This is a genomic window from Micromonospora sp. CPCC 205739, from assembly GCF_036906795.1.
GTDB lineage: Bacteria > Actinomycetota > Actinomycetes > Mycobacteriales > Micromonosporaceae > Micromonospora.
Genome location: NZ_JBAKHS010000005.1, coordinates 69,193 through 83,016, shown reverse-complemented (window position 1 = coordinate 83,016; position 13,824 = coordinate 69,193). Strand labels below are relative to the sequence as shown.

General features: G+C 74.2%; 16 protein-coding genes. 6 read left to right on the top strand and 10 right to left on the bottom strand.

Features of this window, described 5'->3' with window-relative positions:
- Positions 1-16: 16 nt before the first annotated feature.
- Positions 17-583, bottom strand: coding sequence for a TIGR03086 family metal-binding protein (locus V6U88_RS10735; RefSeq protein WP_334452039.1), 567 nt, complete (start codon positions 581-583; stop codon positions 17-19).
- Positions 584-614: 31 nt separating this feature from the next.
- Here V6U88_RS10735 and V6U88_RS10730 point away from each other — a divergent pair, with 31 nt between their 5' ends.
- The gene (locus V6U88_RS10730) at positions 615-1,430 is read left to right on the top strand and encodes an AraC family transcriptional regulator (RefSeq protein ID WP_334452038.1); all 816 of its coding nucleotides are present in this window, start codon (positions 615-617) and stop codon (positions 1,428-1,430) included.
- 330 nt (positions 1,431-1,760) lie between these two features.
- Here V6U88_RS10730 and V6U88_RS10725 read toward each other — a convergent pair whose 3' ends face one another.
- Genes V6U88_RS10725 through V6U88_RS10700 form a run of 6 tightly spaced genes read right to left on the bottom strand, consistent with a single transcriptional unit; the run spans position 1,761 to position 7,362 of the window.
- Complete coding sequence (locus tag V6U88_RS10725) at positions 1,761-3,302, bottom strand: SpoIIE family protein phosphatase (protein ID WP_334452364.1); 1,542 nt, start codon at positions 3,300-3,302, stop codon at positions 1,761-1,763.
- A gap of 2 nt (positions 3,303-3,304) precedes the next feature.
- Positions 3,305-4,630 (bottom strand): sensor histidine kinase, encoded by a 1,326-nt coding sequence (locus V6U88_RS10720; RefSeq protein WP_334452362.1) that lies wholly within the window; start codon positions 4,628-4,630, stop codon positions 3,305-3,307.
- Between the two features lie 23 nt (positions 4,631-4,653).
- Positions 4,654-5,670 (bottom strand): SpoIIE family protein phosphatase, encoded by a 1,017-nt coding sequence (locus tag V6U88_RS10715; RefSeq protein ID WP_334452360.1) that lies wholly within the window; start codon positions 5,668-5,670, stop codon positions 4,654-4,656.
- Complete coding sequence (locus tag V6U88_RS10710) at positions 5,667-6,083, bottom strand: ATP-binding protein (RefSeq protein ID WP_334452036.1); 417 nt, start codon at positions 6,081-6,083, stop codon at positions 5,667-5,669. The genes V6U88_RS10715 and V6U88_RS10710 overlap by 4 nt, the downstream gene beginning before the upstream one ends.
- Positions 6,080-6,502, bottom strand: coding sequence for an STAS domain-containing protein (locus V6U88_RS10705; protein WP_334452034.1), 423 nt, complete (start codon positions 6,500-6,502; stop codon positions 6,080-6,082). Before V6U88_RS10705 ends, V6U88_RS10710 begins: the two co-directional genes overlap by 4 nt.
- Entirely contained in the window at positions 6,502-7,362 is an 861-nt protein-coding gene (locus tag V6U88_RS10700) for an STAS domain-containing protein (protein WP_334452032.1), read from the bottom strand. Before V6U88_RS10700 ends, V6U88_RS10705 begins: the two co-directional genes overlap by 1 nt.
- Before the next feature lie 159 nt (positions 7,363-7,521).
- On the opposite strand from V6U88_RS10700, the gene V6U88_RS10695 reads away from it, so the two are divergent.
- Positions 7,522-7,878 carry an STAS domain-containing protein gene (locus tag V6U88_RS10695; protein WP_334452031.1) on the top strand — a complete coding sequence of 119 codons (357 nt, stop codon included), beginning with the start codon at positions 7,522-7,524 and terminating at the stop codon, positions 7,876-7,878.
- 10 nt (positions 7,879-7,888) lie between these two features.
- Here the strand turns inward: V6U88_RS10695 and V6U88_RS10690 are convergent, their stop codons facing one another.
- Complete coding sequence (locus V6U88_RS10690) at positions 7,889-9,202, bottom strand: MFS transporter (protein WP_334452030.1); 1,314 nt, start codon at positions 9,200-9,202, stop codon at positions 7,889-7,891.
- Between the two features lie 49 nt (positions 9,203-9,251).
- Here V6U88_RS10690 and V6U88_RS10685 point away from each other — a divergent pair, with 49 nt between their 5' ends.
- The 4 genes from V6U88_RS10685 to V6U88_RS10670 all read left to right on the top strand — a co-directional run bounded on the left by V6U88_RS10685 (position 9,252) and on the right by V6U88_RS10670 (position 11,226).
- Complete coding sequence (locus V6U88_RS10685; RefSeq protein ID WP_334452029.1) at positions 9,252-9,935, top strand: FadR/GntR family transcriptional regulator; 684 nt, start codon at positions 9,252-9,254, stop codon at positions 9,933-9,935.
- Positions 9,936-9,974: 39 nt separating this feature from the next.
- A complete protein-coding gene (mscL, locus tag V6U88_RS10680) occupies positions 9,975-10,448 on the top strand; it encodes a large conductance mechanosensitive channel protein MscL (RefSeq protein ID WP_334452028.1) in 474 nt (157 codons plus the stop codon).
- 81 nt (positions 10,449-10,529) lie between these two features.
- On the top strand, positions 10,530-10,784 hold the full coding sequence (locus tag V6U88_RS10675) for a hypothetical protein (RefSeq protein WP_334452027.1): 255 nt from the start codon (positions 10,530-10,532) through the stop codon (positions 10,782-10,784).
- Between the two features lie 67 nt (positions 10,785-10,851).
- Positions 10,852-11,226, top strand: a complete 375-nt coding sequence (locus tag V6U88_RS10670) for a hypothetical protein (protein ID WP_334452026.1) — start codon at positions 10,852-10,854, stop codon at positions 11,224-11,226.
- Between the two features lie 215 nt (positions 11,227-11,441).
- Here V6U88_RS10670 and V6U88_RS10665 read toward each other — a convergent pair whose 3' ends face one another.
- On the bottom strand, positions 11,442-12,725 hold the full coding sequence (locus V6U88_RS10665; protein ID WP_334452025.1) for a benzoate/H(+) symporter BenE family transporter: 1,284 nt from the start codon (positions 12,723-12,725) through the stop codon (positions 11,442-11,444).
- A 54-nt stretch (positions 12,726-12,779) separates the two neighbouring features.
- Positions 12,780-13,805, bottom strand: a complete 1,026-nt coding sequence (locus V6U88_RS10660; RefSeq protein WP_334452022.1) for a response regulator transcription factor — start codon at positions 13,803-13,805, stop codon at positions 12,780-12,782.
- Positions 13,806-13,824: the final 19 nt, after the last annotated feature.

The following is a 13,824-nucleotide window of genomic DNA, read 5'->3' as shown; positions in this document are numbered from 1 at the left end:
GCACCGTCGATGCGGTTCACCGGCTCCAGGCCGGGTCGCGGCCGGCGCGGCCGAGCAGACGATCCAGCTCGGTGCGGTCCGGGCCGGTCTCCACCTCCGGCCCGAAGGCGCCCATCTGGCGGCCCATCGGGCCCATCTCGTCCAGGAACCGATGCCCGGCGGCGGTGACCTCCAGCGCCGGGCGGTACGGCTGCCCGGTGGCCCGGGCCAGGTCCCAGCCGTGTACGGCCAGGTCGATGACCCCCATCAGGCCGACCGTCTCCTGTGGCAGCCCCATGCCGGGTGAGGCGCCCTCCTCGGCGGCCGGGTCGGCCCACGCCTCGACCAGCCGGCCGGTCTCCTCGGCGAACCGGTCCCGCCACCCCTCGGTCAGGTGGTCCGTCTTCGCCGACCAGTCCACCTCCCGCCGCAGGGCCAGCGTCTGGAAGTTGACCACCACGTCGTACAGGTGGTTGGCGAGGTCCCGGACGGTGTAGTCCGGGCAGGGCGTGGGCAGGTCCAGCTGATCGTCGGTGATCGCCCGGACCACCGCCACGGTGTGCGGTGCGGCGGCGGCCAGCAGATCGCTAGTCTTCGTTCCCATAGGGCCAGCGTACGAAGGTGGTCTTGAAGGAATGCGACAGCCACGCGGGGACAACCGGGGCATCCTCGACCCGGAGCGGTTGCGCCGGGAGGTGCGGTTCCGCCGGCACCTGCCCGCCCCGGCGCTGCGCACCTGGGTGGAGCACTACTGGCTGATCGACTGGGCGCTGAGCGCGCCGTTCGCGCAGCGCCTGGTGCCGCACCCGGCGGTCAACGTGGTCTTCCAGCGCGCCGAGGGCGGCCCGGAGACCGCCGAGATCGCCGGCGTCGGGCAGCGGCTCTTCTCGATCACCCTGACCGGCACCGGCCGGGTCAGCGGGATCCAGTTCCGTCCGGGCGGGTTCCGGCCGTTCTGGCGACGCCCGGTCGCCGAACTGACCGGCGAGCGCCGCCCGCTGTCCGAGGTCCCCGACGCCGCCCGGGCCGCCGCCGGCTCCGCGGGAGGCGGGGGCCACTGCGCGGGTACGGACACCGAGCGCCGCCTCGCCCTGGACGCCTTCCTCACCGCCTGGGCGCCCGAGACGGACCCGGCGGCGGCCGAGGCGATGGCGCTGGCCGAGGCGGTCCGCGCCGACCGCAGCGTGCTGCGGGTGGACGACCTCGCGCGCCGGCACGGCATCTCCGTCCGGCGGTTGCAGCGCCTGTTCCTGGACCACGTGGGGGTCGGTCCGAAGTGGGTGATCCGTCGCTACCGGCTCCAGGAGGCGATCGAGCGGGCCGCCGAGGGGCCGCCCGACTGGTCCGCGCTCGCCGCCGACCTCGGCTACAGCGACCAGGCCCACCTGGTCCGCGACTTCACCGCCGTCACCGGCGTCTCCCCCACGGCCTACGTCCGCTCCCTGCACTGAGCTCGCCCGCCCCCTCAGGGCCCGGTCACCGTTACTCCGCTCCCACCTCGGCCGACCCCCACCGCATCCTTTGCTCTGCTGCGGCCCAGGCAACAGCAGCGGAGAGTGACCGACGCGACGAGGCCGCACCCCCCGCGAGCATCTTCCGTATCTACTGCTCACAGCGGTGTTGCGGATGCGGCAGCAGAGCAAAGGATGCGAAGGGAGCGACGCGATGATGCGGTCACGTGACTCTGCGTGAGAGTGACCCGAAGTCACTCTCCGTGCAACCAGGTGGCCACAGGAAGCGCCGTGAGCCTGCCGCAGCGGCGCGCCGAAGGGGCGGCGCGGTCAGCGGCGGCGGACGGCCACCACGGCGACGTCGTCCTGGATCTCCGGCGGCGCCAGCTCGACCAGCAGGCGCTGACAGAACCGGTCCAGGTCGTCGTCCACCCGGGCGGCGGACGCGGCCAGCGCCGCCAGCCCCTCGTCGATGGTGGCGTCCCGGCGCTCGATCAGGCCGTCGGTGTAGAGCACCAGCGTCGCGCCGGCCGGGAGGACGAACTCCAGGTCGTCGGGGCGCGGGGCGCGCACGCCGAGCAGGGGCGCCGACTGCTGGATGAAGTCCACCCGGCCACCGGCGCTCACCAACGCCGGCAGGTGCCCGGCGCTGGCCAGCCGGATGCGCCCGGTCGGCGGGTGCAGCAGCAGGATGCAGAGGGTGGCCAGCTCGTTGCGGAGCAGCGTGCGCATCAACTCGTTGACCCGGTCCAGAATCACCCCCGGCTGGTGCCCCTCCACCGCGTACGCCCGCACGGCGTGGCGCAGCTCGGCCATCACCGTGGCGGCGTGCAGCGAGTGGCCGGCCACGTCCCCGATCGCCACCAACAGGTGGCCGTCGAGCATCACCAGCTCGTAGAAGTCGCCGCCCACCTCGGTCTGCGCGCTGGCCGGTTCGTAGCGCACGGCCAGGTCCAGGCCGGCGACCTCGGGCAGCCGGCGGGGCAGCAGGCTCCGTTGCAGGGTGACGGCGATCCGGTGCTCCTCGTCGAAGGAGCGCTGCGCCTCCACCGCGGAGGCGACCGCCTGGGCGAGCTGCACCAGCACCGGCCTCCGGGCGGTCTGGGTCGCCGTCGGCACCACCACGTAGAGCGGGGCGCGGTCCTCACGCAGCCGGGCCGCGGCCACGGTCACCGTGTCCCCGGCCGGCCAGGGGACCAGGTCCCACCCGGCCGGGTCGTTCACCCGCACGGTGGCCCCGGTCGGTACGCCGGTGTCGTCCACCACCCAGGGGACGATCGCCGGCCGCGCGTTCGGTCCGGCGGCGATCCCGGCCAGGCACTCGCCGTCGAAGGTCTCGGCGATCACCGCCGCCGGGCTCTTGAAGATCTCGGCCGCGCCCGCCGCCGCCGTCTCCAGCAGGCGGACGAAGTTCGGGGCGGCGTGCACCGCGACGGTGGTGTCGGCCAGCCCGGTGAGCCGCTCGGCGAGCAGCTCCGCCCGCTGCCGCGCCTGGTAGTAGCGCAGCACCGCGTGCGCCGTGGCGACCAGTTCCTCCGGCTCGATCGGCTCGGTCAGGTAGGCGTCCGCGCCCCGGGTCAGCCCCTGCGCCCGGTCCACCACGTCGACCGCGTGCGCGGACACGTGGATCACCGGCAGCGCCGGATGGTCCGCCTTGATCCGCTCGCAGACCTCGAAGCCGCTCAGGTCGGGCAGTCGTACGTCGAGCACCACCAGGTCGATCGTCCGGTCCACCCCGACCCGTTCCAGCGCCTCGGTGCCGGTCTCCGCCTCCCGGACCGTGAAGCCGGCCCGGGTCAGCCAGCTGACCAGCAGGTAGCGCTTGGTGCGACTGTCGTCGACCACCAGCACCGTCGCCTGGCCGCCGACCACCGTCACGCTCCGCTCGCCGGTAGGACGACCGTGAAGGTGCTGCCCCGGCCGGGCTCGCTGGTCAGCTCCAGCGTGCCGCCGAGCAGGGTCACCAACCGCCGCGCGTACGGCAGGCCGAGGCCGGTGCCGCCCACCCGGTTGGCCCCGGGCACCTGGTAGAACTCCTCGAAGATCCGCTCGCGCAGCTCGGGGGCGATGCCGACGCCGGTGTCGGAGACCGACAGGCGCCACCGCCCGTCGTCGCACTGCGCGGTCATCCGCACCTCGCCGTGCTCGGTGAACTTGAGCGCGTTGTGCAGCAGGTTGCGCAGCACCTGGGAGAGCAGCACCTCGTCGGAGCGGAGCACGGCCGGCGCCGGCGGCTCCTCCACCACCAGCTCGACGGTCGACCGGTTGGCCAGCGCCCGCAGCGTGCCACGCAGCTGGCCGAAGACCGCCCGCAGGTCGACGTCGGCCCATTCCGGCTCGATCCGCCCCGACTCCGCCTTGGCCAGGTCGAGCAGGGCGTTGACCAGGGAGAGCAGGTCGGCCGCCGAGGAGCGGATCAGCTCCACCTGCTCGGACTGCTCCGCGGTGAGCGGGTCGGAGGCGGAGTCGGTGAGCAACCGCCCCAACCCGATGATCGCGGTCACCGGGGCCCGCAGCTCGTGACTGACGTTGGCCAGGAAGCGGCTCTTCGACTCACTCGCCGCCCGCAGCTGCGCCGACTTCTCCTCCAGCTCGGCGTAGAGCGCCACCACGCCGCGGTTGGTCTCCTCCAACTCCTCGGAGAGCTGGGTGTAGAGCGCCATGACGCCCCGGTTGGTCTCCTCCAGCTCGGCGTTGAGCACGGCCAGCTCGTCGCGCTGGCTGCGGACCTCGTCCAGGGCGGCGATGAGCTGCTCGTTCTGCGTGGCGAGCTCGTCCAGGGCGGTGCCGGGCGCGCTGTGCCCGAGCTCGGCACGGAGCTCGGCCAGCCGCGCCTCGGTCAGCGCCTGGGCGGCGGCCGGGACACGTCGGGACATCCTCACGACCGTATCCCCCTCCTCGCTGGTCACGCCCAGGGTGTCCACCAGACGCGCCACCGCGCCCGACTGCGGCTCGTACCGGTCGTCCGGCAGGGGACGGGCCGGGGTCAGGTCGACGCGCAGGACGCTGCGGCCGTCCGGACCGCGCACCACGTGGAAGGCGACGTCCGCGCCGTCGACGGTACGCAACAGGTCGCGGGCGACCTCGCTGAGCGCGGTGGCGAGCCGGACCTGGTCCTGGTGCTCCAGACCGACGGCGGCGGCGACCTCACGCCCCCGCTGGCGGACGAGGAAGATGTCCTGCTCCACCCGCAGGGCCATCCGCAGCAGCGGCTCGCCGGCGGTCACGACGGTGTCCTGGCGACCAGGACGCAGGCGTCGTCGCGGCGGATGCCGGCGTCGCGCAGCAGGGTCGCGGCGAGCACCAGCGGCGACCGGGTGGTGAGCCCGGGATAGTCGCCGATCCGCCACCGGTCGACCACGCCGTCGCTGTGCATGACCAGGGTCGCGCCCGCCGGGAAGGCGTAGTCGTACTCCCGCACCGCCGGCCGCTGGTGCCCCGCGATGCCGGGCAGCGAGACCAGGCCCCGCCGCTCGTCGGCCGGCCCGAGCACGACGCCGGCGATGTTGCCCAGCCCGGCGTACCGGAGCAGCCCGGCCGACGGGTCCAGCTCGGCCACCGCCAGGGCCGCGCCCCGGGTGTGCGTCATCGCGCGGTGCAGGTGCTGCACCACCGTGGCGGGAGGCGCGGCCGGCGCGGTACGGAAGGCGGCCAGCGCGGCGTCGGCGGCCGCCCCGGCCAGCGACCCGTGCCCGAGGCCGTCGCAGACCAGCACCTGGTGCCGGCCGTCGGCCACCCGGACGGCGTGGCCGTCGCCGCTGATCTGCTCGCCGCTGATCGGGCGGGTCAGCCCGGCCGCCCAGGCGGGGGGCACCGGCGCGTCCTTGGGCCAGACCTGCACGGCGAGGACGGTGCCCTTCCCCGGCCAGGACCAGGCGTCGTACCAGCTCGCCTGCCGGCTGATCGCGCCCAGGCCGATGCCGAGGGTGCCGGTGGTGGAGTGGCCGTCGCGTGAGGAGACGGTCAGGTCGACCATCCCGGGGCCGGAGTCGATGGCGACCAGCTCCACGCCGGCCTCGCCGCCGTCCCGGACGGGCCGCAGCAGCAGCAGCCCCTCCTGGGCGTGCTTGACCAGGTTGCTGGTCAGCTCGGCGGCGACGATGGCGAGCTCGGCGATCCGGTTGGCGTCGAGGCCGAGCCGGCCGCCGAGGCGTTCGGCGGCGCGCCGCACCGAGCTGGCGGCGCTGCTGTTCTCGACCCGGAACCAGCTGCCCGGGTCGGGAACGGCGTCGGTGTTCACCGGGACCACTTGGTGACGGTGATCCGGGTGCCCTCGCCGACGGCGGTCTGGATGTCGAAGTCGTCGACCAGGCGCCGGGCCCCGCTGAGGCCCAGCCCGAGTCCGCCGCCGGTGGTGTAGCCGTCGGTCAGCGCGAGGTCCAGGTCGGGGATGCCCGGACCGGAGTCGGCGAAGACCACCCGTACGCCTCGGCGCCGGCCGTCCTCCACCACCGTCACCTCGGCGCCGCCGCCACCGCCGTAGATCAGCGTGTTGCGGGCCAGCTCGCTGGCGGCGGTGACGAGTTTGGTCTGGTCGACCAGGGAGAGCTTGGCGGCCACCGCGACCGTACGCACCAGCTGCCGGACCCGCACGACGTCCTCGTCGCTGCCGATCGCCTGCGCCCTGGGGCCCAGGTCGACGCCCGCGGTCATGCTGATGTCGCCGCCGTCCCTGGCTCCGCAACCTCCGGATCGTCGTCGAACCCGAAGTCGTCGTCCGCGCGGGTCGCCGCGATCAGCTCCATGCCGCGCTCGACGTTCAGCGCGGTCCGGATGCCGTGGAGCGACAGGCCCAGCTCGACCAGCGTGATGGCGACCGCCGGACGCATCCCGACGACCACCGTCTCGGCGTCGAGCACCTTGGAGATCGAGGCGATGGTGGAGAGCATCCGCCCGACGAAGGAGTCGACGATGTCCAGCGCCGTGATGTCGATGATCACGCCGTGCACGCCGGTGGCCACGATCCGCTCGGCCAGGTCCTCCTGGAGGGCGACGGCCGTCTGGTCGGACATGTCGATCTGAATGGAGACCAGCAGGATGTCGCCGATCTTGAGGATCGGCACCCGCTCCATCACGCCTCCCGACGCGGGTGGCGGCGAGCCGTCTCAACGCCGGTGAGGCGCAGCACGTGCCGCAGCGCGTCGGCGAGGCTGGCCTTGGTGGCGATGTCCCCGAACTCGATGCCGAGGGCGACGATGGTCTGGGCGATCTGCGGCCGGATGCCGGAGATGATGCAGTCGGCGCCCATCAGCCGGGCGGCCACCACCGTCTTCAGGATGTGCTGGGCGACCTGGGTGTCGACCGCCGGCACGCCGGTGATGTCGATGATCGCGTACGGGGAGCCGGTGTCGACCAGGGTCTGGAGCAGCCGCTCCATCACCACCTGGGCGCGGGCCGAGTCGAGCGTGCCGACCAGCGGCACGGCGACCACGCCGTCCCAGATCTTGACCACCGGGGTGGAGAGTTCGAGCAGCTGCTCGGCCTGGTCGGCGATCAGGCCCTCGCGGGCCTGCACGTAGGTCTCGAAGGTGGAGAGGCCCATCTGGTCGACCACGCCGGCGAAGGCGACGACGTCGCGCAGCGCCAGCGTGGCCTCGCCGGCGTCGGCCAGCTCGACCAGCACGTCCTTGAGGGCGTAGATGCTGACCGCGGTCTCGGTGGCGGAGAAGCCCTGCCGGGCCCGGTTGCGGGACAGCTCGCCGAGTACGGCCCGCAGCTCGGCGGCGGGTTCCGCGCTGATGTCCGCGAGGCCGTGACCACCGGCGTTGATCATGCTACGGTGCAGCTCCTGCACCTGGAGACGCAGTTCGGCCTGGCTGAGCCGGCCGCGCAGCGAGGCGGTCACCAGCTCGGTCCATCGCTGGACGATCTGCTCGGCGTGCTCGGTGAGCAGGCCGACGAACCGGTCACCTTCCTCCGTGGTCATCGCCATGGCTACCTCCTCTGAGCTGGGCCGGCCGGACTCTATCACCGCAGACCGGCCCGGTAGTTGCCACGAGGCAAAGGAATGATCAGGCACACCGGATGCCGCTCCCGTTCTGCGTGTTCCGCCGTTCGTGGGATACCGTTCCACCGATAACAGGAGGTCCGAATGTCCTTGACGGTGCACACGGAACAGCGCGGCGACGTGGTCGTCGTCTCGGTCGCGGGCGAGCTCGACATGGCGACCGCACCGCAGCTCCAGGACCAGATCACCGATCTGCTCGACAAGGGCCGCAGCCGTCTCGTCTTCGACCTGGCCGACGTGTCGTTCTGCGACTCGACCGGGCTGTCGGTCTTCGTGCGCGCGAAGAACAGCTCCGACGAGGCCGGTGGCGTGGTCCGGCTGGCCGCCCCGCAGCGCGGCGTGCTGCGCATCCTCGAGGTCAGCGGTCTGGTCGAGGTGCTGCACACGTACCCGACGGTCGAGCAGGCCGTCGCGGGCGACCCGACGCCTGCCTCCTCCTGACCGGTTCTCCTCAGCGCTCGTCCTCGATGAAGCGGGGACGAGCGATCACCATGCCCGCGGTCGTCTGCACGGCCAGCGCGGCGATCAGGAACCCCAGCGGGGCGGTCCAGCCCCCGGTCGCCTCGTAGAGGACGCCGACCAGCAGCGGCCCGAGGGCCGCGATCACGTACCCGGTGCTCTGCGCGAAGGCGGACAGCGCCACCGTGCCCTCGGCGGTGCGGGCGCGCAGGCCGATGGTCGTCAGGATCATCGGGAACGCGCCCTGCCCCAGGGCGAGCAGCAGCACCCAGAGCGGCGCGAGGCCGCCCGGCGCGAGGGCGAGACCGACGTACGCCGCGGCGGACGCCGCGGTCAACGCCAGCACCAGCGGCCGTAGCGTGCGCAGCCGGCCGGCCAGCGTCGGCATCGTCAGCGCGACCGGCACGCCGAGCGCGGTCACCCCGGCGAGCAGCAGCCCGGCGGTCTCGGCACGGTAGCCGGCGTCCCGGAAGAGCTGCGCCAGCCAGCCCATGATCGCGTACCCGCTGAGCGACTGGGCGCCGAAGTAGACCGCCATCGCCCAGCCGAGCCGGGTGCGTTCCGGCCGGATCCGCACCCGCGCGACGGGGGCCGCCGTCGTGGTCGCGGCCCGTCGGGCGGCGCGGGCCCGCAGCGCCAGCGGCACCCACGGGAGTACGGCCACCGCGGCCAGCCCGGCCCAGACGCCGAGCCCGGCCCGCCAGGAGCCGAAGGCGTGCGCGACCGGCACCGCGGAGGCGGCGGCCACCGTCGTACCCACCGTCAGGGCCATCGTGTACGCCCCGGTGACCAGCCCGGTGCGGTGCGGGAAGTGCTGCTTGACCAGCATCGGCAGCAGGATGTTCGCCACCGCGATGCCGGCCAGCGCGAGCGCGCTGGTGAGCACGAAGACCAGCGCGGAGTCGGTGGCCACCCGGAGCAGCTGCCCCACGGTGAGGGCGAGCATCGCCACCACGAGCAACCGGGCCGGCGGGTGACGGCGGACCAGCCACGGGGTGAGCGCGCCGAGACCGGCGAAGGCGATCGTCGGCAGGGTGGTGACGAAACCGGCCATCGTGCCGGAGAGCGCCAGTCCGGTGCGTACCTCGTCGAGCAGGGCACCGAGGCTGGTCACCGCGGCGCGCAGGTTCAGCGCGACCAGCAGCATGCCGACCAGCACCAGCGCGCCGCCACGGACCGCCGACGGCCCGCCGGCCGGGGGCGCGACGGCGGCCGGGGCGGGCGTCACGTCGGCGGTGGGCGCGGCCGGGTGGGCGGCGGACCGGTCGACGGCGGGGGCCTCGGCGGTGGTGGGTGGCGGGGTCATGACCTCGAACCTACAATCATGGGATGAATTTCGGCAGGAGGTGTAACCGGTGACACCCGTCGTCGATTCCGTCGCCGTGCCCCCACGCGGGCACCGGGTGCGCCAGACGATCGCCCAGCTCAGGGAGCGGATCCTCGGCGGCGAGTGGCCGGTCGGCGGGCGGATCCCGACCGAGCCGCAGCTGGTCGCGGCGCTCGGGGTGGGGCGCAACACGGTCCGCGAGGCGGTCCGCGCGCTGGTGCACGCCGGGGTGCTGGAGTGCCGGCAGGGTTCCGGGACGTACGTGGTCTCCACCGACGAACTGGCCCCGGTGGTGGCCCGCCGGCTCACCGACGACCGGATGGCCGAGGTGGTCGAGGTCCGGCGCGCCTTCGAGGTGGAGGCCGCCCGGCTGGCCGCGCTGCGGCGTACCCCTGCGGACCTGGCGGCGCTCGACGACGCGCTCGCCACCCGGGAGGCCGCCTGGCGCTCGGGCCGGGTGGCGGAGTTCGTGGAGGCCGACGCGGCGCTGCACACCGCGGTGGTGGCCGCCGCGCACAACGGCATGCTCGCCGAGCTCTACGCCTCGGTCGGCGCGGCCATGCGCAGCACCGTCGCGCAGGCCATGGGAGACGCGCTGGAGCCCGAGCGGTACGTCGACCACGGTCGACTCGTCGCCGCGATCCGGGACGGCGATCCGGAGCGCGCGGCGATCGAGGCCGGTGCTTTTCTGGAGCCGCCTTCCGGGGCATAGGTTGTCCCGGACGCAGAATCGGACAGCACGGGAGTACGGATGCTCAAGGGCTTCAAAGACTTCATCATGCGCGGCAACGTCGTCGACCTCGCGGTCGGTGTCGTCATCGGTGCCGCGTTCACGGGCGTGGTCACGCAACTGACCAAGTCGTTCCTCGAACCACTGGTCCGCGTCTTCATCGCGCTGATCACCGGCAGCAAGAACGGCCTCACCGGTTCCACCCCGACCTTCCGGGAGATCCCCTTCGACTGGGTGGCCTTCGTCAACGCCCTGATCACCTTCCTGCTCACCGCGGCGGCGCTCTACTTCCTGGTCGTCTTCCCGATGAACCGGCTCGCCGAGCGGCGCCGGCGCGGCGAGGAGCCGCCGCCGAAGGCGCCCAGCGAGGAGGTCAAGCTGCTCACCGAGATCCGCGACGCCCTCGTCGCCGCCGGGCACACCACCCCCGGGCAGCAGCGGGGCGCGCTGGACGACGTCCTCGGTCGGCGTACGGAGCCGCCGGCGCCGCGCTGACGGGACAGCATGCACATCGGCCCCTGTGGGAATCCCACAGGGGCCGTCCCGTGTCGTACACATGTTCGATAGAGTCCCGCCATGGAACAGCGCAAGCACTGGTGGAACGGCAAATGGGGGCGGCTGGCGCGGCGGGACGTCTTCCTCCGGGTGGACGGGGACCGCTGGCATGTCGAGCAGCGGGCCGGCGGTGCCGAAGGCGTCTCCCAGTTCTACGAGTACGGCAGCGCCGACGAGGCCGAGGAGACCGTCCGCGCCCTGCTGGAGGGGACCGACAACTGGCGGGAGCTCTCCCCGCGCCCGCCGAGCGCCTGGGCCCCGCCGAGCGCCGGGTAGCGGCGGGTAGCGCCGGGGAGAGCCAGCCCGGCGTTTAGCGGCGCGCGGGGCCGGGAACCGCCCGGGAATGGAGCAGCAGGGCACCGAGCACCAAGCGACCATCTCCCGGGTCACCACCGGCATGCGGGTCATCGACACCCTCGGCGTCGAGGTCGGCACCGTCGACCTCGTGCAGCGGGGCGACCCGAACGCGGTGACCGTGCAGGCGCCGACCGCCGACCCGGGCGGCAGCCTCAACGAGCTGATCGAGTCGGCCGCGGTCGAGGAGCCGGACGTCCCCGCCGACCTCGCCGCCCGACTGCTGCGCACCGGCTACCTCAAGGTCTCCACCGAGCTGGCCCGCACCGGCGCGGTCTACGTGCTGGCCGACCAGATCGCCGCCGTCACCGACGGCCAGGTACGCCTCGGCGTCGGCGTCGCCGACCTCCCCCCGGAGGAGTGACCGCCCGCCCACGGCGACGCGGAAACGTGACACCTGGTTTTCTCGGGCTTGTCGCAACCACCACAGGTGTGGTCGACGCGCTATGGAGCTGATGACGTGAACGACTCACCTCTCCGGCGCCCGACACCCGGTGAGTCGTCTACGTCATCAGCTCCACAGCCAGTTCGGTAGGCACTCGATGCCCGAGGCAGCCCCGCCCGGCGTGGACGTGACGGTCAGCGCCTCGTGACCTCGCCGGCCTCGGCCGGCGCGCCCGCATCCGACCCACTACCGGTCGGCCCGGTGTCGCCCGACCCGGTCTCCGCCGCGCGGGAGGGTGCCGGCACCGTGGCCGGGGCGGGGGAGGGCGACGCGGCGCGTCGGCGGAAGAGCACCAGCATCAGCCAGCCGGCGAGCAGGCCCCAGAAGGCGCCGGCCACCCCGAGCAGGCTCACCCCGGAGGCGGTGACCACGAAGGTCACCACGGCCGCCTCCCGGCTCTCCGGCTCGGCGACCGCCGCGGCGACCGCCGTGGCCAGCGCGCCGAGCAGCGCCAGCCCGGCCACCGCCTCGATCAGCACCGGCGGGGAGAGCAGCACCAGCGCGGTCGCCACGCCCGCGCCCAGCCCGAGCAGAGCCAGCCCCAGGCCGGCGGTGACCGAGGCGATCCAGCGCCGCTCCGGGTCGGGGTGGGCGTCCGGGCCGGCCGCCAGGGCGGCGCTGATCGCCGCGAGGTTCACCGCGTGCCCGCCGAACGGCGCGCCCAACGCGCTGGCCAGCCCGGTCACCCGCAGCGCCGCGTTCAGCGGCGGCCGGTAGCCGTAGCCGCGCAGCACCGCCGTACCGGGGACGTTCTGGGCGGCCATGGTGACCAGGAAGAGCGGCAGCGCCAACCCGACCAGCGCGGGCACGGTGAACACCGGCGCGGTCAGCTCGACCACCGGCCGGAACCCGCCGACGCCACCCGCGGGCGAGGTGAGCGCGATCGCCACCCCGGCCACCACCAGCGCCGCCGGCACCGCCCAGCGCCGGGCGAACCGGTGCAGCACCAGCCAGGTGACGATCACCGGTACGGCCAGCCGGGGCACCTGCACCAGCGCCCGGACCGGCGCGGTGCAGAGCGGCAGCAGCACCCCGGCCAGCATCGCCGCCCCCACCGGGCCGGGAATCGCGGCGACCGCCCGACCCAGCACGGGAAAGAGACCGGCGGCCACGATCAGCACCCCGCAGAGCAGGAACGCGCCGACCGCGGCGGGCCAGCCGCCGGGGACCGGGCCGGTGGCGACCAGCAGCGCCGCGCCCGGGGTCGACCAGGCGATCGCGATCGGCATCCGGTGCCGCAGTCCCAGCCAGAGCGCGCAGAGCCCGGACGCGACGCTGACCGCGAGCAGCCCGGAGGCGGCCTGGGCCTCGTCGGCGCCGACCGCCCGCAGCCCGGCCAGCACCACCGTGAACGAGCTGGCGAAGCCGACCAGGGCGGTCACCACACCGGCCAGCACCGGTTGCAGCCGTCCCGCCATCACCGCACCCCCGGTCTCCGCGTTCGTCCCGCGGCCACCCTAGCCAGGGACCGCTCAGCCCAGCGGGCGGGACGGGACGCGGTGCCGCACCGCCCACAGCGCCGCCTCCGTGCGCGAGGCCGAGCCCGTCTTGCGGAGCAGGTTCGACACGTGCACGGTGACCGTGCGGACCGAGATGCCGAGCGCGCGGGCGGCCTGCTTGTTGGACATCCCGGCGACCAGGCAACCGAGCACCTCCACCTCCCGGCCGGTCAGCTCGGCGTCGGGCGGGGCGGCCGGGCGGGGCGCCGGCAGCCGCAGGTGCTCCGGCAGCGGCCGGTGGATCAGCGCCTCCGGTTCCTGGCCGGCGTGCGCGGCGAGCAGCTCGGTGAGCGCGTACGGGTTGCCGCCGGTGCGCTGCCAGACGGCGCTGGTGATCCGGCCGGCGGGGCGGGTGCCGCCGTACACCTGGGTCAGCACCTCGGCCACCTCCGCGACGCCAAGCGGGCCGAGATGCTGGCGCACCGCCCCGCGTACCCCGCAGAGCCGGGACAGGACGCGGACGGCGAGGTCCGGCGCGACCGCGTCGGCCGGCGGCCGGCTCGCCACCACCAGCAGGGCCGGCAGGTCCCCGGCGGTGGCCAGCTCGCCGACCAGGTTGAGGCTGGCCGGGTCGAGGGCGTGCAGGTCCTCCACCACCAACACGGCCGGGCCGGCGCCAACCAGCCGCCGGACGGTCCGCACCGCCAGCCGCAGCAGGGTGCCCGGGGCGTAACGCTCGCGGGCGGTGGGCTGCTGGGCGAGCCAGGCCAGCGCGTCGGGCGGCAGATCGAGCCCGCTGGTGTCGCGGCCGCTGAGCACCGCCGCCAACCAGTCGTACGGGGCCGGGTCGTGCAGCCGGGCGGCGCCGGACAGGACCACCGCCGGGCGGGGCGAGAAGCCCTCCACCGCGGCCGCGACCAGCAGACTCTTGCCCACCCCGGCCGCCCCGGTGATCACCGTGACGGCGGGCGACGGACGGCCGGCGTCGACCACGGTGGACCACGCCCGGTCGAGCTCGGCACGCTCGCCGGCGCGTCCGACCATGGACACCGGCATCATTTCTGTCAGCCTACGCACT

Coding starts and splice junctions, on each gene's coding strand:
- V6U88_RS10735 (WP_334452039.1), bottom strand. CDS start 583: ATGGGAACGAAGACTAGCGATCTGCTGGCCGCCGCCGCACCGCACACC.
- V6U88_RS10730 (WP_334452038.1), top strand. CDS start 615: ATGCGACAGCCACGCGGGGACAACCGGGGCATCCTCGACCCGGAGCGG.
- V6U88_RS10720 (WP_334452362.1), bottom strand. CDS start 4,630: ATGGCCCTGCGGGTGGAGCAGGACATCTTCCTCGTCCGCCAGCGGGGG.
- V6U88_RS10710 (WP_334452036.1), bottom strand. CDS start 6,083: ATGACCGCGGGCGTCGACCTGGGCCCCAGGGCGCAGGCGATCGGCAGC.
- V6U88_RS10705 (WP_334452034.1), bottom strand. CDS start 6,502: ATGGAGCGGGTGCCGATCCTCAAGATCGGCGACATCCTGCTGGTCTCC.
- V6U88_RS10700 (WP_334452032.1), bottom strand. CDS start 7,362: ATGGCGATGACCACGGAGGAAGGTGACCGGTTCGTCGGCCTGCTCACC.
- V6U88_RS10695 (WP_334452031.1), top strand. CDS start 7,522: ATGTCCTTGACGGTGCACACGGAACAGCGCGGCGACGTGGTCGTCGTC.
- V6U88_RS10690 (WP_334452030.1), bottom strand. CDS start 9,202: ATGACCCCGCCACCCACCACCGCCGAGGCCCCCGCCGTCGACCGGTCC.
- mscL (WP_334452028.1), top strand. CDS start 9,975: ATGCTCAAGGGCTTCAAAGACTTCATCATGCGCGGCAACGTCGTCGAC.
- V6U88_RS10675 (WP_334452027.1), top strand. CDS start 10,530: ATGGAACAGCGCAAGCACTGGTGGAACGGCAAATGGGGGCGGCTGGCG.
- V6U88_RS10670 (WP_334452026.1), top strand. CDS start 10,852: ATGGAGCAGCAGGGCACCGAGCACCAAGCGACCATCTCCCGGGTCACC.
- V6U88_RS10665 (WP_334452025.1), bottom strand. CDS start 12,725: ATGGCGGGACGGCTGCAACCGGTGCTGGCCGGTGTGGTGACCGCCCTG.
- V6U88_RS10660 (WP_334452022.1), bottom strand. CDS start 13,805: ATGATGCCGGTGTCCATGGTCGGACGCGCCGGCGAGCGTGCCGAGCTC.